Source organism: Streptomyces sp. NPDC094032 (genome assembly GCF_040303965.1).
In the GTDB taxonomy this organism is placed as follows: Bacteria; Actinomycetota; Actinomycetes; order Streptomycetales; family Streptomycetaceae; genus Streptomyces.
In genome coordinates, this window is record NZ_JBEOUE010000011.1 from 104,219 (window position 1) to 122,105 (window position 17,887).

Here is a 17,887-nt window from a genome sequence, read left to right on the forward strand (position 1 = left end):
GCTTTTGAGAGCGCTCCATACCGGTCTTCCTTCGCACCGGCCCGAACGCGCCACGGCGGACCGAAGTCCGCCGATTTGCGCGGTGATGCGCCGCGCACGTACGGCGGCAAATCGGGCGGCGGGCCCCCGGACGCCGGTGGCGCTTTCCGGACAGCGCCGGCGGGGGTCACGTTGCGCGGACGCGGAGATGCCCGAAGATGGGCCGCGCCGCCCGGTTCACCTCAGGTCGCTGAGCACACCGCTCACGTTCAGGACCTCGTGGCACTTCTGCGCTCGACGGCCGGTGGCCGGGGTGCCCGGCTTCGCGCAGGTCACCTGGATGGTCACGGTCTGACTCTCGGTGATCCTGATGGGGGTGACCCAGTGGTAGTCCTGGTTGCGGAACGTCTCCAGCGCGATCGTCGTGATCTTGCGATCGCCGAAGTCGATGGTCAGCACGCCTTCGTCGCCCTGGAAGTTGGCCACGACGATGTCCGTGATCCCGAACGCCTTGCCGGCGGGCACGGTGTAGGTGCCGGCCCTGGTCTGGCCCCCGGCGGTCTCCAGGTCGATGGTGGCGGAGCCCTGCTGCCCTCCGGACGTCCCCGTTCCGGGCCCGGTCCCGGTCCCGCCGTCGCCGCCCGTCCCCGGTGCCGTCGTGGCGCCCGATCCGCCCGGTTGCTGGCCGTTTCCGGTGCCCGGGGGCCGCACGCTCGGGACCGCGGTGGGCGCGGGCCGCTTCTGGACGACCTCGTCGGCGGCCTCCTTGGCGGTGCTGCGGACGGCGGGCCGCACCAGGGCGAACCAGGCGATCAGCAGCGCGAGCAGCGCCGCGAGGACCGCGAGCAGCCAGCGCGGGAAGATCGGGATCTGGACGAACTCGGCGTCCAGCGGCGGCCGTACGGCCCGGTCCGCGTCGGGCGTCTCCGCGCCGTCCCTGCCCTCGGTCGCGGCCACGGTGAACGGCCAGGTCGTGGGCGTGCCGAACCACACCGGCCGGCCCGCCCCGACCCGCAGCCCGGCCTCCGCCGACTCGCCCGGCTCCAGGTCCTGGGCCGTGGGCCGGAAGTCGAACTTCAGCTCCTCGCCCTGCTGTCCGGCCGTGAAGGCCACCCGCACGGGCGCGTTGCCCTCGTTGCGGACGGCGAGCCGGTAGCGGCCGCGGAGCCAGCCGCGGCGGCGGCGCGGGGTGAGCGCGGTGCGCAGCTCCCGGAACTCCTCGACGTGCACGACGGTCTCCGGCACCCGTACGGCCTCGGGGTGCTCGGTGGGCAGCACGCGGACGGCGAGCGGTACGTCTCCGGCCCGCACGCTCGACGAGCGGGGCGGATCGAGACGGATCGTCACGGTCTCCGCCGTGCCCGGGTAGAGGGACACGCGCTCGGGTTCCACCGTCGTCCAGGCGGCGCAGTCGCCGACGACCTCCAGGCGGTACGCCTCGACGATGTCGCCGTCGTTGCGGACGGTGAGGGTGGTGGTCGCCGTGCCGCCGGGTACGACCGACACCCTCGGGATGTCGAGACCGGGCGTGCCAGCGCTGGAAGAGGCAGCTGAGGACGTCACCCCGGCGACGCTAGGCCGACGGCCCCCGGGGCCTCCACGTATACGAGGGCAACGCGCCGGGCAGCCGGGGTGCCTGAAGGGGCTTCCCGCCGGCGCCGCCCTCCGTCCCCCGTCCGTACTCCCTCCGCGCACGTCTCACCGAAACCGAACAGGTAGCGACTCATGAGCCGAGCTCAGCACAGCGGACCCGTCACCCCGTCCGGCACCGGCCCCGTCACGGTGCCCGCCCAGGACTCCCCCCGGACCAGGGAGGCCTCCCGGGAGCGGGAGAGCCCCGGCACCCATGCCTCTCCCCGTCCCCATAGCTCTCCCCGTACCCCCGACTCCCCCCGTACCCCCGACTCCGCCCGCCCCCATGACGTCCCCGGGCCCGAAGGATCCCCCCAGGCCCCCGTCGCCCCGCGGTCGCCGTCCGGCGTCGCGGACCGGCGGATCTCCGTGGCCGTGTACGCCTCGGACCCGGTGCTGCACGTCGGGGTCGTGCACCAGCTCCGGCAGCGCCCGGAGATCGAGCTGCTCGACGGCGCCCGCGCCGCCGAGGCGCGCGTCTCGCTCGTGACCGTGGACAGCGTGGACGACGAGACCGCCGCGCTGCTCAGGCGGCTGCGGCACAACTCCCGTACCCGGACCGGGCTCGTGGTCGGCACCTTCGAGTCGGGCGACGCGCTCCAGCGGGCCATCGAGTGCGGGGTGACCGCGGTGCTGCGGCGCGCCGAGGCCGACCAGGACCGGCTGCTGCGGCTGGTCCTGGCGATGGCGAACGGCGAGGGCGTGCTCCCCGGCGACCTGCTGGCCCGGCTGCTGAGCCACGTCGGCAGCCTCCAGCGTTCCGCGCTCGACCCGAACGCCTCGTCCCTGTCCACTCTGACCCCGCGCGAGGCGGACATGCTGCGCCTGGTGTCGGAGGGCCTGGACACCGCCGAGATCGCGCGGACCACCTCGTACTCGGAACGGACCGTCAAGAACGTGCTGCACGAGGTCATCACCCGCCTGGAGCTGCGCAATCGCACCCACGCGGTCGGCTACGCCCTGCGCAACGGCCTGATCTGACCCGCCGTCCGGTGCAGCCGGGTCCGTACGGTCCGGCCGCCCCGGCTGCCCCAAAGCGCACCGGCGGCTTCCCCCGGGTGCGGCCCCGGGGCCCTGCCGGGCGGCGCCGTGCGGTCGGCAGGGTGGCCGGGACGTACGGACAGTGCTGCACCGGACTGTGAGGTGGACCGTGATGAGCACGGGCGGCTCCGGCGGCCGACGGCACCGCTGGGGGAGGGTCGGCGCGCCCATGCTGCTGCTGGTCCCCCTGCTCGCGGTGACCGCGGCCTCCGCCCCCGACAAGGCCGAGGCGGGTCCCCGGGCGGCCGACGCCGGTGACGTCCGGATCGCGTACGCGGGGACGCGGCACCGCAGCATGGGCCGGGTGGCGTCCGGGACCACCAGCCCCCCGCTGTTCGGCGAGGGCCCGGCCCACCTGGACGTCCAGCCGGCGGCGCTGGGCGACCTGATGGTGTTCGCGAGCCGCCGCGACGAGAAGGCGCCGCAGGTCTATCTGCGCTCCGCGGACGGCTCGGTGACCCGGCTGACCAGCGGTCTCGACGCGGCGAACCCCCGGCCGACGCCGGACGGCCGGGCCGTGGTCTTCGACTCGCCGCCGCCCGGCGGCGGGCCGCGCGACCTGTGGCGGGTGGGCATCGACGGCACCGGGCTCACCCGGCTGACCGACACCCCCGCGAACGAGGAGCACCCGACCGTCTCGCCGGACGGCGGGCGGCTCGCGTACGCCAGCGACGCCGATCCGGCCGTCGGGCGGCAGGTCTACGTACGTCCGCTGGACGGCGGCACCGCCACCCTGGTGAGCGACCCCTCCCAGGGGACCGCCGGGGAGCCGGTGTGGAACCCGGTGGACGACGCCACGCACCGGGACACGATCGCCTACACCGCCACGGGTGCCGGCGGTCCTCGGCTGCGGTGGACGGACGGGCGCTCGGGCGGTGCGCTGTTCGACGGGACTCCGGCGCAGTGGCGGACCCACGGGGCATCCTGGATGCCCGACGGGGACCGGGTGCTCTTCCTCAGCCCCGACCGCACCTGCAACTGCGAGGGCGACTGGGACCATGTCTTCCGGGTGACGGTCCGTACGGCGGACACGCCCGAGGTGGTGCTCAGCGAGGACCGCGAGGTCTCCTCGCCCACCTGGCTCGGCCCGTCCGACTCCGGTGCCGCCGTCGTCGAGCGGGTCTCGGCGGCCGGCCCGCACGAGGTGACGCTCCAGGACGTGCGGTCGGACGGCGCCGACCCCCGCGACCTCGGCCGGATCATCCTGGACGAGGACCCGGCCGCCGACACGAACACCGATCCCGCGCGGGACCCGCTGTTCCGGCCCGCGCCGGGCTTCGATCCGTGGACCGAGCGGCAGACGTACACCCCCGACGGGCGCGGGATCGCGGTCACCCTCTTCGAGGGCACGCGCGACGCGCGCGTCCAACGGATCTGGCTCACGGACGCCGACGGCATGAACCCCCGGGCGCTGCCGCTGGCCGGGCGCGGGCCCCGGGACTGGGACACCGACCCGACGTTCTCCCCCGACGGCAGGCTCCTCGCCTTCACCCGGACCTCCCCCGGCGGGGTCGGCGACGCCTCGGGCCCCGGGCGCATCCTGATCGCCGACGCCACGACCGGAGCCCTGCGCGGGGAGATCGTCCCGCCGGAGGGCCAGGCGCGGGGCGGCGACGCCCAGCCGACCTGGTCGTCCGACGGCACGACCCTGGCGTTCACACGGAACCAGGTCATCAACGGCAACGGCGGCAACAAGCACGTCTGGACCGTGCCCGTGGACCGGCTCGACCGGCAGAGCGACCTGAGCGCCGCGATGTGCCCGCCCGGCTGCGCGGTCATCGACGACAGCCCCGCCTTCTCGCCGGACGGCACCCTCGTGGCCTTCAACCGGAAGAACGGCGGTGGTCTCATCGACCAGCGCAACGGCCTGCTGCTCGCTCCCCTGAACGGCGACGCGTTCGAAGCGGGCTGCCGCGTGCTGCTGCCGGCCGCCGCGCGCGACGTGCCGGGCGCCTGCCACCGGGAGCTGCCCGACACCTCGTACACCGGGCCCTTCCAGCCGCGCGACGCCGCCTGGACGGCGGACGGCCGGAGCCTGGTGATCAGTTCCCGGGCCGCGCTCGCCGCGAACAGCCCGGAGAAGCTGAGCCTGGTCGACGTGGCGACCGGCGCCCTCACTCCGCTCACCGCGGGGCTGCCGGGCCGTCAGAAGGAGCCCGCCGTGCAGCAGTCCGTGGACCTCGCCGTGCAGGCGCCCGGCACGGTCCCGCCGTTGACCGTCGGCGTGCCGGGGATCATCCGGGTAGAGGTCGTCAACCGGGGTCCGGCGTCCTCGCCCGGCACCCGGCTGACCCTCGCGCCCCCCTTGGGGCTGACCGTCACCGCGCTCACCGCGCCCGGGGCCTCCTGCGACCCGGCGGCCCTGACCTGCGCCCTGGGCGTCGTCCCGCCCGGTGTCACGGTCCCGGTGGACGTCACCTTCACCGGCTCCGTGCCGGGGGACCAGCCGGTGGACTGGTCGGTGACCGGCGCGGTCCTCGACCCGCGCCCGAGCGACAACGCGGGCCGCACGGTCGTGCCGGTGCGCGAGCCGGTGCCGCCGACGCCCACGCCGTCGCCTTCGACACCCACACCGTCGCCGTCGACACCCGCCACGACCCCGCCGACCCCGACCGTTCCCCCGACGTCCACACCGCCTCCGCCGCCCGAGCCGCCCGCGCCCCGGGCCGGGCCGGGCGTACGGATCACCGTCCAGCCGAACCCCGGTTACGTGGGCGGGCGCGTCGTCGTCACGTACACGGTCCGCAACGGGCGGGAGGCGCTCGCGACCGGCCTCAGGCTGCGCGTCGGGCTGCCCGCCGGTGTCCCCCACAACGGGCCGCCGCCCGGCTGCGACAGCGGCTGGACCTGCGCGCTGCCGGACCTGGCACCAGGTGCCCGCGCCGTCCTCCAGGTCGTCCTCAGCCCTGACCGGGCGCTCACGGCCCGTGTCACCGGCGTGCTCACCACCACCGGCACGGACGCCGACCTCCGCGACAACACCGCCCGGCAGCGCCTGCGCGTGCTCCAGCCGCGCATCGTCGCCGTCCCGCCGATCGGCAAGCCCGGCTTCGTCACCTCGGTGCGCGGCAAGGACTTCCCGCCCGGGGTACCCGTACGGTTCACCTGGCGGCCGGGCATCACCGCCGCGGCGGCGCCGACCGTGCCAGGACCGGACGGCTCGTTCATCGGGCAGCTCCTGATCCTCGCCAAGGACCAGACCGGGCCCCGGGTCATCACGGCGAGCGGTCCCGGCTTCTCGCCGGTGCGCACCGACTTCCTCGTGGTCGCCGGGACGGTGCAGCCGCCGGACGTGGTGGCCCGCCGATGATCCACGAGGTCGACGAGGCGCTGCGCCGCCTGCTCGCGGAGTCCGGCCTGGAGGCGGCGGGCGTCGAGGTGGTCTTCGACGCGCCGACCCGCGACTGGGCCGCGCGCCGCAGCACGCCCACCGTCTGCGTGTTCCTGTACGACATCCGCGAGGACCACGCCCGGCGGGGCAGCGGCGCGGGCGAGGTGTACGACGAGGAGGGCTTCGTCGTGGCGCGCCGGAGCCCGCCCCGGTGGTTCGAGCTGACGTACCTGGTCTCCGCGTGGGCGGGCCGCCCCGAGGACGAGCACCGGCTGCTCTCCCAGGTGCTCGTCTGCCTCACGGCCCGCGACGACCTGCCCGCCCGCCTGCTCGGCGGGACGCTCGCCGAACTCGGCCTGCTCGTACCGCTGGACGCGGGAGCCCCCGGCCCCGACGCCCCTTCGGCCTCCGACGTGTGGTCGGCGCTCGGCGGCGAGCTGAAGCCCTCGATCGGTGTACGGGTACGGGCCCCGCTGGCGGGCCTCAGCCGGGGCACGGCACCACCGGTCACCGAGGGCCTCGTCATGCGCTCGGCACCGCGCTCGACGCCGGACGCCGAGGACACCCGCCGCCTGCGCTACTCGGAGGTGGACACCCCGCCGCCGGACGAGGGCTTCGGCGGCCCCCGAGAACGCCGCCCCGCCCCCGCCCGCCGCCGCCGAGGAGAGCGCCAGCCGTGACGCGCAGTGCGATCAGTGGGGGGTGGGGGCGGGATCTGGAGTCGGGGCGGGACTCGGACCCGCCCGCCCCTCCCCCGTACCTCTGGAGCCGTCTGCGGCTGGTCGAGGAGCGGGTGCGGCAGGCCGTCGCGGTCCGGGCCGGGGGCGATCCGGATCCGGACGACCCCTATCGGGGGCAGTTCCTGACGCCCGAGGCGGTCGCCCGTGTCCTGGACCCGGCGTACGGCCCCGTGCTTCCGGCGCTCGGGCCGGGCGCCCCGCCGCCCGGGTCGCCGCTCGCCGTACTGGCCGCCCGCTTCGGGCTCGCCCCGCTGGACCTGGACCTGCTTCTGGTGGCCCTCGCCCCGGACCTCGACGCGCGCTTCGAGCAGCTGTACGGGTACCTCAACGACGACCTGACGCGCCGTCGGCCCACCGTCGGGCTCGCGCTCGAACTGTGCGGCCGCGCCGGGGTCGCGGCCGCCCGGTTCCGGCTCTCGCCCGCCGCGCCGCTCGTCGCCGGCGGGCTCGTCGAGGTCACCGAGCCCGAACGGCCGCCGCTGTCCCGCGTCCTGGCCGTGCCCGACCGGGTCACCGCGCACCTGCTCGGCGACACCGCGCCGGACCCGCTGCTCGCCGACGTCCTCGGCCGGGCCGCCGGGGACCCGGCCGCCGATCCCGCCGAACGGGACCGGGCCGCCGCCGCGTCCGGCCACGGCCACGTCCACCTGCGCTCCCACGGGGGCGACCCGGCGGGCCTCGCCGCCGCCGCGCTGGACGCCCGCGGGCTCGGCGTCCTGGCCCTGGACGCGGCGGCGCTCGGCCACCACGGCGGCACCGTGACCTCGCTCGCCCGGACCGTCGCCCGCGAGGCACGGCTCGCGGACGCCGGGGTCGTCCTGGGGCCGCTGGAGGAGCTGCCGGACAAGCCCGGCGAACGGGCCCGCGTCCTGCGCGCGCTCTGCGCGGAGCTCGCCGGGATCCCCCTGTTCACGTACGGCACGAGCGGCTGGGAACCCGCCTGGGCCACCGACACGCCCGTCACCCTGCCCGTGGCGGCGCCCTCACCCGAGCGCCAGGCGGCCCGCTGGCGGGACGCGTTGGGGCGGGCGGCGGAACGGTACGAGACGGGGCCGGGCGACGCCGACGCCGGATCGCTCGCCCGGTCCGTCGCCGCGCACCGCCTCGACGCCGGGCAGCTGCGCCGCGCCGCCGGTGCCGCCGTCCGCACCGCCGCGCTCGACGGCCGGCCGGTGTCGCCCGCCGATCTGCGGGCCGCCGTACGGGCCCAGAACGGCGCGGGGCTCGCCCGGCTGGCCCGCCGGGTGGAGCCCGCGGTGGGCTGGGACGACCTGGTGCTGCCGCCCGCCACGCACCGGCAGTTGCGGGAGCTCGCGGTGCGGGCCCGCCATCGCGACCAGGTGCTCGGCCGGTGGGGGATGCGCCCCGGCGGCGGGCGCGGACGCGGGGTGATCGCGCTGTTCGCGGGTCCGTCCGGCACCGGGAAGACGATGTCCGCCGAGGTCGTGGCGGCCGACCTCGGTATGGACCTGTACGTGGTGGACCTGTCCACGGTCGTCGACAAGTACGTCGGCGAGACCGAGAAGAACCTGGAGCGGATCTTCACGGAGGCGGCGGCCGTCAACGCCGTCCTGCTGTTCGACGAGGCCGACGCCATCTTCGGGAAGCGCGCCGAGGTGAAGGACGCCCACGACCGGCACGCCAACATCGAGTCGGCGTATCTGCTCCAGCGCATGGAGTCCTTCGACGGCATCGCCGTCCTGACGACCAATCTCCGCGCCAACCTGGACGAGGCGTTCACCCGCCGCCTGGACGTGATCGCCGACTTCCCGGTGCCCGACGCCACCCAGCGGCTTGCCCTGTGGGAACGGTGCCTGGGCGACCGCCTGCCCCGCGCGGACGACCTCGTCCTCGGCTTCTGCGCGGACCGCTTCGAACTGGCCGGCGGCTCCATCCGGGCCTGCGCGGTGACCGCCGCCTACGCGGCGGCGGCCGAGGGCGGCCCGCTGACCATGGTCCAGCTGGTGACGGCCGTCGCCCAGGAGTACCGGAAGCTGGGCCGTCTGGTCCTGGAGGGCGAGTTCGGACCGTACCTGTCGCAGGTCACGCACGGGTGAGCCGGCCGGGGCGCCCGGGGAGGGCAGCGCGCGTGCCCCCGTACAGGTCCGTGTGCCCCTGCCGCCGTCGGCGCCCGCCGGAAAGGCTGGGCTGGCCCTGATCACCGCGCGGCGCCACCCGTGGCCGAGAAGCCGAACGAAGGAGCGAGCATGCCGACGTACCTCACCCCGGGTGTGTACGTGGAGGAGGTGCAGTCCGGTGCTCGCCCGATCGAGGGTGTCGGCACCGCCGTCGCCGCGTTCCTGGGGTTCGCGCAGAACGGGCCCTTCCACGAGCCGGTCCTGGTCACCAGCTGGGACCAGTACACCCAGCAGTTCGGCGGCTTCATGGAGGGCGCCTATCTGCCCCACGCGGTCTACGGGTACTTCGCCAACGGCGGCGGCGCCGCGTACATCGTGCGGGTCGGGCGCTCCGCCCAGGGCGGCGCCGCGGCACCCGGCTCCGGCGGGCCCGCGGAGCTCCCGGCGGCCCGGCCGGTCGAGCTCGGCGGCTTCCTGGTCGCGGCCCGGCCCGGCGTGACGGGTGTGTCGGTGGAGGTCGCCGACGTCGAGGGCGAGAACCCTCCGGAGGACCGGTTCAGGGTGCTTGTCCGCCAGGGCGACCAGGTCGCCGAGTCGTACGACGTGTCCATCCGCAAGAGCGTCAAGGGCTACTTCGTCACGCAGACGCGCGGCTCGCGGCTGATCGAGGTCGTCGAGCAGCGCGACACCGCGCAGACCCGGCCCGCCGCGCAGACCCTCGCCCTGCCGGACGCCCCCGCCGCGCCCGCCGCGCCCGCGCGGGGCGCCGCGGGCCGGCTCGACCCGGCGGAGTACGTCGGCGACGCGGACGCGCGGACCGGCTTCGCCGGCCTGGAGACGATCGACGAGATCACCATGGTCGCGGTGCCGGACCTGATGAGCGCGTACGAGCGCGGCGACATCGACGACGAGGGCGTACGCACCGTCCAGCTCGCGGTGATCTCGCACTGCGAGCAGATGGGCGACCGGGTGGCCGTCCTGGACTCGCCGCCCGGGCTCTCCGCGCAGCAGGTGCGCCGCTGGCGCAACGACGAGGCGGGCTACGACTCGCGGTTCGCCACGCTGTACTACCCCTGGGTGCGGGTCTTCGACCCGGCGGCCGGGCGCAACGCGACCGTCCCGCCGAGCGGTCACGTCGCCGGTGTGTGGGCCCGCAGCGACGCCGAGCGCGGGGTGCACAAGGCCCCCGCCAACGAGGTGATCCGCGGTGTCGTGGACCTGGAGCTGAGGCTCAGCAAGGGCGAGCAGGACCTGCTGAATCCGATCGGCGTGAACTGCGTGCGCGCGTTCCCCGGCCGGGGCATCCGGATCTGGGGCGCCCGGACCCTCTCCTCCGACCCGGCCTGGCGCTACCTGAACGTGCGCCGCCTCTTCAACTACCTGGAGGAGTCCATCCTGTTGGGCACCCAATGGGTGGTCTTCGAGCCCAACGACGACCGGCTCTGGTCCAGTATCCGGCGCAATGTGACGGCGTTCCTCACCGAGGAATGGCGCCGTGGTGCCCTGTTCGGCCGGACGGCGGCGGAGGCGTTCTACGTCAAGTGCGACGCCGAGAACAACCCGCAGGAGTCGATCGACCAGGGCCGTGTGGTCTGCGAGATCGGCGTGGCGCCCGTGAAGCCCGCCGAGTTCGTGGTGTTCCGGCTGGCCCAGTTCTCGGACAGCACCAGCCTCATCGACGAGTGAGACGAGTGAAAGGTGTGTAGGCAGTCATGGCAGAGGGCGATGCTCTTTCCACCCATGTCTTCGGCGTCCAGTTGGGCGGCTACCTGGTCGAGTCGATCCAGGAGATCAGCGGCCTGAGCGTCGAGGAGGAGGTCGTCGAGGTCCGCCAGGTCAGCGCGACGGGCAAGCAGATCATCCGCAAGCAGCCCGGCGCCCGGCAGGCGGGCGAGATCACGATCACCCGGGGACTCGACAAGAGCAGCGAGTTCACCAAGTGGATCAAGGAGACCCTGAACAACGGGGCCGTCGACACCGCTCGGCAGAACCTCACCATCGAGATCAAGGACAGCACGGGCGCGACCGTCCGGCGGATCCAGCTGATGCAGGGGTGGGCGTCCAAGTGGGAGGGCCCCTCGCTGAAGGCGGGCGAGTCCTCCGGCGCCACCGAGACCGTGACCATCGTGTTCGAGGAGATCATCGTCGAATGAGGCGCCGTACGGTCACGGCGGGCAACCTGGAGGAGATCCTCCAGGCCACGGCGCCCGCCACGCCCCAGGACCAGCCGGGTCCCGCCGCCGCGCGGGCACCACGCGGGAACCCCGGACAGCACACCGAGTTCGAGTTCGAGCTGCCGCGCGGATACGTGGACGAGGACGGCACCGTGCACCGGCACGGCGCGATGCGTCTGGCGACGGCGCGGGACGAGCTGCGGCCCCAGATCGACCTGCGGGTCAAGGAGAACCCCGCGTACCTGAGCGTGGTCCTGCTCAGCCAGGTGATCACCCGGCTGGGCACGGTCGGCGACGTGCACGCGGGGGTCGTGGAGCGGATGTACGCGACGGACGTCGCGTTCCTCCAGGACTTCTACCGGCGCGTCAACAGCGAGGGCCACACCCGCGCGGCGGTCACCTGCCCGCACTGCGACGGCGGCTTCGAGGTCGACCTCTCCGGTGGGCGCCTGGGGGAATCGTGACGTACGCCCTCCCCCGGCTGCGGGAGGAGATCGCGTACATCGCCTACCACTTCCACTGGCAGCGCGACACCATCCTCGACCTGACCCACGGCGAGCGCCAGGACTGGGTCACCGAGATCGCCCGTATCAACACCCGCGTGAACGAAGGCGGTTGATCCATGACATGGCGGGACAGGCTACGCCGCCGCGCCGCCCGGCGAGAGCCCGAGCCCCCGGCTGCCGCCGCCTCCGGGGACATCGGCGTACCCCCCGGGTGGGACGGTGGCTGGCGCGCGACGACGGCTCCGCGCCTGACCGTGTCACGCGCGCCCCTGGGCGTCAGCGACGGCCTCGTCTTCCGCGACGGCCTGACGGCATGGCAGGACCCGTCGTTCGACACCGGCCTGGCCCACGCCCTGACCCCGACCGCCCCGTCCGGCGTCGTACGCGGGGTAGCCCGCCCCCCGGCCGACGCCCCCACCCGGAGCGGCGGCGGCCCCCTACTCCTACGCACCCTCGCCTCGCAGGGGCAGGACGCCGAGCGGACCCCGGAACCGAACGCCGAGCGGACCCCGAGGGCCACGGCAGCCGGCCCCGTACAGCGGACCACGGCGACGCCCGGAGGGAGCCCCACGGTCCGGCCCCGCCCGGCCACCGCACCCGAGGCGCCCTTGTCCGGCGCGCCCGGCACGGAGATCGGCCGTCCGAGCGCGAGCACCTTGGCGCCGCCGCCCGGCGCTTCCGCTGCGAGCGCCACGGGGCCGGATTCGGCTGGCGGACCGCCGGGTCCCGTGGTGGCACGGGCGCTTGCCGACGGTACGGGGCGGGGGTCGGAGGGCGGTTCGCGACGCCCTGGCGCGGGGGCGGGGGGCCGCCCGGGGGCCACGGAGGCGAGCGCGTCGGGGGGTGGGGGGAATCCGACGGGGCGTGGGGGGAACGGGACAGGGCACGGGGGAAGCGCGACAGGGCGTGGGGAGACCCCGACAGGGCCGAGGGGAAGCCAGGCGGGCCGCAAGGGCACACCGACAGGGCCGAAGGGAGGCCCGGCAGGCCGTGGAGGGACCCCGACACATCGCAACGGAAGCCTGACGGGCCGGGAGGGAAGTCCGACAGGGCAGCCCGTGCCCCCGTCGGGGCACGGGGGAACCCCATCGAGGCACGGGGGAACCCCGTCGAGGCACGGGGGTACCTCGACGGGGCCCGGGGGAACCCCATCGAGGCACGGGGGCACCTCGACGGGGCCCGGGGGCACCCCGACGGGGCACGGAGGGGCCCCGACCGGACACGGCGGGACCCCCACCGGACACGGCAGCACCCCGTCGGGACACGGCGGAACCCCGACCGGGCGCGGGGGAACCCCCACCGGGCACGGCGCACCCCCCACCGGGCGCGGGGGAACCCCGTCGGGACACGGCGGAACCCCGACCGGGCACGGGGGAACCCCGTCGGGACACGGCGGAAGCCCGGTCGCTGGCGGCGGCAGCCCGGTGGCTGGTGGGGTGGCCCCGGCGCCTTCGTCCTCGGGGCGCACTCGGGCGGCGGGGGCGGGCGCGCACGACGTCTCGCGCGCCGACCGGGGGCTCCTGGCGCCCCCGCCCCTCGGCATGCCCGGCGGCGCCGTGCAGCGGGCCGAGGCGACGGGTGGAGGCGCGACCGGGCACACGTCCGTCCGTGCCCACGCGCTCCCGGACTTCCCGCTCGTCCGCCGGATCGCGGTCGTTCCCGAGACTCCGACGGCCGGTGCCCGAGCGCAGGCAACGTCCGCAGGACGGGGCGCCGTCTCCGCCCAGCGGGCCGGAGTCGGCAGCCCGGCGGGCACTCGCGTGCTCGACTCCCCTTCGGGCGGCGGATCCACCGCCCGCAGGACCACGTCCCGACAGGAGGGCGCGGGCAGCCGCGCCCAGAACTCCCCGCCGGTCACCGGGACCCACGGGACCACGAGCGGCACCCCGTCCCGGCACAGCACGGACGGCCCGCGCGTACCCCACTCCCCGCCGGGCTCGGACGCGGCCGCCCGGAGGGCCGGGCACGCCGGAGAGGGTCGCGCCCACACGTCCCCGCCCGCCGCCTCCGCCCCGGAAGGAGCGCGGGCCGCGGTGCGCCCGCGTGCCGTGGGGCGCGCACAGACCGTCGCGCGGACGCCCGCGATGCCCCGCCGCCGGGTCACCGTCCTACCTCCGTCGGTCGCCCCGGGCGGCCCATCCTCGGACGCGCCGCCCGACCGCACCGCGCCCGCCGTACGGCGGGAGGGCAGGGCGCCACTCGGTGCTCCCCTGGCCGAACTGCCGTCCACCGCCCAGCGCCTGGGCGGCACCCCGACGGCACCGGACTCCGCATCCGCCCCGGGCATGCCCGTCGTGCAGCGCCAGCCGGACCTCTCCACCGGCACCGCCGGGAACGCCCGCACGGGCGCCGGACCTTCCCGGCGGAAGGACGGCGCCCCCGTGTCGCCGTCCCCGCACGGCCCGCGCCCACGAAGCGGACTCGGGGCTCCCCTGCCCGCGCTGCCGCCGAGCGCGGCCCACCGGGGCGAGGGCCCCGCCGCCCTCCAGCGGGCAGTCGGACAACCACCCGCCCACACCCCCCTGTTGGGAGCGGACGGCGGCCACGAACACCCCACCACCGGATCGTCGTCCACGCCCACCGCTCCCCCGCTCGTGCGGCGGAGTCCGGCGGCCGGTACGACACTCCCCCTCGTCGTACCGGACCCCGTCACCGGTCCGGACGGCCACCCGCACGGCGGCACGACCCACGCTCTCCAACTGCTGGCCGCCCGCCCGCTCGACCTGGGCCTGGACGCGGGTGACGCGGGATCCTCCACCACGTCCGGCGGTCCGGCGCCCCGTCCGGTGGTCCCCGCCCGCTGGCCCGCACCGCCCGCGACTCCGCAGGTGCAGCGCACGGGGACGGGGACAGGGACAGGGGCGCAGGCTCCTACCCGGTCGACCTCCGTCCGTAACGCCGCTCCGGAATCCGGCCCGTACCGCACCCCCCTGCCGGTCACCGGCCCCTGGACCCCGCCGCCCGTCGTCCAGCCCGCCCCCTCCGGGGCGTCACCGGCACGCACGGTTCCCACGGTGACGCCCAGGGCCCCGGCGGGCGGAGGCGGTGCCGCGCGCACGGCGCCGGTGCAGCGTTCCGCGACCGGGCCACCCGGCGAGGCGGGGCCGGAACCGGTGTCCGGCGGCGCGCGGCCGGTCCAGGCGGCCGCGGCGCCCGGCAGGGCCCGGCGGCCGCCCGACACCCCGCCGCAGGGCGCCGAACCGGACCTGGACGAGCTGGCCCGGCGGCTGCTCGACCCCGTGTCGCGGCTGCTGCGCACCGATCTGCGGCGCGGGCGGGAACGCGCGGGCAGGCCCTTCGACGGGCGTCGCTGAGTACACGGACGAGACGAGAGAACGAGAGACGGGCGGCGGACTGATGACCGACAGCATCTTCGCGACCAGCGTGTTCTTCCGGCTGGCGATCGGCGGCAACGACCTGGGCGCGTTCCACACCTGCTCCGGCATGGGCGCCGAGGTCGAGATGGAGAGCTACGCCGAGGGCGGCAACAACGGCTTCACCTGGCAGTTGCCGGGGCGCGTCACCTGGTCGAACATCACGCTCACCCGGCCGGTCACAGCGGACACGGCCAAGATCGGGCGCTGGCTGGACGAGACGCTGCGGAGGGTCGAGCCGAAGGACGGCGAGATCGTGGCGCTGCGGCCGGACCTGAGCCGGATCATCAGCTGGCAGGTGTTCGGGATCGTGCCGGTGCGCTGGCAGGGGCCCTCCTTCGACCCCGCCAACTCGGAGGCCGCGGTGGAGACCCTGGAGATCGCCCACGCGGGCCTCCTCCCCTCCTGACCCGGCACACCACCCCGTACACACCCCGTTCCGGAAGGAAGTCCACGCCATGGCCACTTCGGCTCGCGCCGGCCGCGCCAGGGCGCAGCTCACCCTCAAGGAGCCGCCCGCCTCGGTCGGGGCCAAGCCCGGCGGGACGATCGCGCGGCTCGACCTCCAGTTCAACCCGTCGTCCCTGGAGCTGCGCAAGACCACCGAGTGGCGCCGGTCGCCGTCCCGGATGGCCGGGCAGTCGGCGCTGCCCGAGTTCGTGGGCAGTGGGCCGCGCGCCCTCAGCCTGGAGGTCTTCCTGGACGCCACCGCCACGCACGACAACTCGGTGGAGCAGGCGGTGGAGAAGCTGATGAAGGCGTGCGTGCCGACCCCGGCCAGTCTGGGCCGCAAGAAGCCGGCCAGCCCGTGGGTGCGCTTCGAGTGGGGCAACGCGCGGACGACGTCGTTCGACGGGGTGCTGTCGAGCCTGTCGGTGACGTACACGCTGTTCGACGTGGACGGGAAGCCGTTACGGGCGACCTGCGCGCTGTCCATCGAGGAGGCGAGCGTCGACCCGGCCGGCCAGAACCCGACGTCCGGCGCGCGCACCGCGCGCAGCACCCACACCGTGGTGGCGGGCGACAGCCTGGCGATGCTGGCCTGGCACGAGTACGGCGACGCGACGGCCTGGCGGGTCATCGCGGAGGCGAACGGCATCGACGACCCGATGGCGCTGCTCCCCGGCACCGAGCTGGTGGTGCCGGGGACGCGGCACGCGGACGACGAGGAGGAGGGGCGATGAGCACGTCCGACGCCGGGGGCCGGTCGTTCGCGGCCGATCCGATCGTGGAGGCGCCCGGTGAGCTGCCGCCGGTCTGGGCCGCGCAGTTGGTGAGCTGTGTGGTCGACGAGAACGTGGCGCTGCCCGACACGGCGGTGCTCACGTACCGCGACCCCGACCACGAGTTCCTGGGCGGCACCGGCATCACGATCGGCACCCCGCTGCGGGTGTCGGTGGTGACCGCGAAGGGACAGGGCCGGGAGCGCCTGTTCGACGGCGAGGTCACGGCCCTGGAGATCGACCGGGACCGTACGGGATCGTTCACCGTCGTCCGCGCCTACTCGAAGGCCCACCGGCTCCAGCGGGGCCGGAAGGTCGTGGCGTACCGGAACATGACGGCGGCGGCCATCGTGCGCAAGGTGGCCGCCGGGGCGGGGCTGGCGGTCGGGAAGGTGGAGGCCGCGCCCGTGACGTACCGGCAACTGTCCCAGGCGAACGTCTCCGACTGGGAGTTCCTTCAGTTCCTCGCGGGCGAGAGCGGGGCGCGGGTGCGGGTGGACGACAAGGGGCTGCTCCAGTTCACCAGGCCCGTACCGGCGTCGGGGGCGCCCGCCCCCTCGACCTCGGCGACGCGGCATCCGATGGTCCTGGAGTACGGGCGGAACCTGCTGGCGCTGCGGGCCTCGCTGTCGGCCGCCGACGGGGCGGCGTCGGTCCGGGTGCGCGGCTGGGACGTGACGACGAAGCGCCCGCTGGTCGCCGAGAAGCCCTCCGTGGTGAGCGACACGGTGGTCCCGGGGCTCGGCCCGCAGGCCGCCGCGCGGTTCGGCGCGGCGGCCGTGACCGTGACCGACACGCCGTACCGTACCCAGGCGGAGACGACGGCGGCGGCGGGGGCGACGGCGGCGCAGATCAGCGCGGGCTTCGGCGAGTTGGAGGCGGTGGCCGAGGGCAATCCGCTGCTGCGGGCGGGCAAGCCGGTGGCGCTGGGCAACGTGGGGCCCGCGTTCTCCGGCCGGTACACCGCGACGGCCGTGCAGCACGTCCTGGAGCCGCACGGCGGCTACCGCACCACGGTGTGGGTCAGCGCCAGCCCGGACCGCTCGCTGACCGGCCTGGTGACCGGCGCCAACGCGCCGGGGCGCGGTCCGCGTATCCCCGGTCTCGCCATCGGCGTGGTGACGGACGTGCGGGAGCCGAACGGCTCGCAGCGCGGCGCGGTGCGGCTGCGCTTCCCCTGGCTGGACGACACCTATGTCACGGACTGGGTGCGCACGGTCCAGTGGGGCGGCAAGGGGGGCGGCGGTGTCGTGAGCCCGGAGGTGAACGACGAGGTGCTCGTCGGCTTCGAGCAGGGGCTGCTGGACTGTCCGTACGTCATCGGCGGGCTGTACAACGGCGTGGACCAGCCGTCGCCGCACGACGTGCCGCTGGTCGACCGGACCAGTGGCAAGGTCAACCGGCGTTCGGTGGTGTCCCGTTCGGGCCATCGCGTGGAGCTGCTCGACGCGCCGGCGCCGGGCCCTTCGGGGCTGCGTCTGGTGACCGGCGACGAGCGGCTCGAAGTCCGTATGGACGACCGGCGGGACCGTATCGAGATCACGGTGTACGCGGGACGGAACCGCCCGTTGAGCTCGGTCGTGCTGGACCGGAACGGCATCACGCTGGACGCCCGGCAGGGCACGGTGAAGGTGACGGGCCGCCAGGTGGACATCGACGGCACCGCCGGGGTGCGGGTCGGCGGCCGGACGGTCCGGCTGGCGGGAACGACGGACGTCACCGTCGACGGCGGCCTGCTCGCGGTCCTGAAGGCCCGGCTCGTCCGGATCAACTGAGACCCCCTCGATCTCCACAACACCCCTACCCTCA

12 protein-coding genes and 1 pseudogene are annotated in these 17,887 nt (G+C 75.5%); 12 read left to right on the forward strand and 1 reads right to left on the reverse strand.

The features are described from left to right. Positions 1–216 precede the first annotated feature (216 nt). The gene (locus ABTZ54_RS17735) at positions 217–1,542 is read right to left on the reverse strand and encodes a COG1470 family protein (protein ID WP_351663943.1); all 1,326 of its coding nucleotides are present in this window, start codon (positions 1,540–1,542) and stop codon (positions 217–219) included. Positions 1,543–1,971: 429 nt separating this feature from the next. Between ABTZ54_RS17735 and ABTZ54_RS17740 the strand changes: the two are divergent. From ABTZ54_RS17740 to ABTZ54_RS17795, 12 genes and pseudogenes are all read left to right on the forward strand, one after another. After that, a pseudogene (locus ABTZ54_RS17740) lies at positions 1,972–2,592 on the forward strand (helix-turn-helix transcriptional regulator); the annotation flags it as partial. Positions 2,593–2,764: 172 nt separating this feature from the next. Further along, a complete protein-coding gene (locus tag ABTZ54_RS17745; RefSeq protein ID WP_351663945.1) occupies positions 2,765–5,962 on the forward strand; it encodes a hypothetical protein in 3,198 nt (1,065 codons plus the stop codon). Beyond that, a complete protein-coding gene (locus ABTZ54_RS17750; RefSeq protein WP_351663947.1) occupies positions 5,959–6,663 on the forward strand; it encodes a Pvc16 family protein in 705 nt (234 codons plus the stop codon). The genes ABTZ54_RS17745 and ABTZ54_RS17750 overlap by 4 nt, the downstream gene beginning before the upstream one ends. A gap of 35 nt (positions 6,664–6,698) precedes the next feature. Next, positions 6,699–8,780, forward strand: coding sequence for an AAA family ATPase (locus ABTZ54_RS17755; RefSeq protein ID WP_351664265.1), 2,082 nt, complete (start codon positions 6,699–6,701; stop codon positions 8,778–8,780). 150 nt (positions 8,781–8,930) lie between these two features. Next, positions 8,931–10,487: a phage tail sheath family protein gene (locus ABTZ54_RS17760; RefSeq protein ID WP_351663949.1), complete on the forward strand. Its 1,557-nt coding sequence runs from the start codon at positions 8,931–8,933 to the stop codon at positions 10,485–10,487. Positions 10,488–10,513: 26 nt separating this feature from the next. Then, the gene (locus tag ABTZ54_RS17765) at positions 10,514–10,954 is read left to right on the forward strand and encodes a phage tail protein (protein ID WP_351663951.1); all 441 of its coding nucleotides are present in this window, start codon (positions 10,514–10,516) and stop codon (positions 10,952–10,954) included. Further along, the gene (locus ABTZ54_RS17770) at positions 10,951–11,439 is read left to right on the forward strand and encodes a hypothetical protein (protein ID WP_351663953.1); all 489 of its coding nucleotides are present in this window, start codon (positions 10,951–10,953) and stop codon (positions 11,437–11,439) included. Before ABTZ54_RS17765 ends, ABTZ54_RS17770 begins: the two co-directional genes overlap by 4 nt. Beyond that, complete coding sequence (locus ABTZ54_RS17775; RefSeq protein WP_351663955.1) at positions 11,436–11,594, forward strand: DUF6760 family protein; 159 nt, start codon at positions 11,436–11,438, stop codon at positions 11,592–11,594. The genes ABTZ54_RS17770 and ABTZ54_RS17775 overlap by 4 nt, the downstream gene beginning before the upstream one ends. Positions 11,595–13,514: 1,920 nt before the next feature. Next, complete coding sequence (locus tag ABTZ54_RS17780; protein ID WP_351663956.1) at positions 13,515–14,795, forward strand: hypothetical protein; 1,281 nt, start codon at positions 13,515–13,517, stop codon at positions 14,793–14,795. Between the two features lie 43 nt (positions 14,796–14,838). After that, positions 14,839–15,264 carry a phage tail protein gene (locus ABTZ54_RS17785; protein WP_351663958.1) on the forward strand — a complete coding sequence of 142 codons (426 nt, stop codon included), beginning with the start codon at positions 14,839–14,841 and terminating at the stop codon, positions 15,262–15,264. A gap of 49 nt (positions 15,265–15,313) precedes the next feature. After that, positions 15,314–16,039: a CIS tube protein gene (locus ABTZ54_RS17790; protein WP_351663960.1), complete on the forward strand. Its 726-nt coding sequence runs from the start codon at positions 15,314–15,316 to the stop codon at positions 16,037–16,039. After that, a complete protein-coding gene (locus tag ABTZ54_RS17795) occupies positions 16,036–17,853 on the forward strand; it encodes a VgrG-related protein (RefSeq protein ID WP_351663962.1) in 1,818 nt (605 codons plus the stop codon). The genes ABTZ54_RS17790 and ABTZ54_RS17795 overlap by 4 nt, the downstream gene beginning before the upstream one ends. Positions 17,854–17,887: the final 34 nt, after the last annotated feature.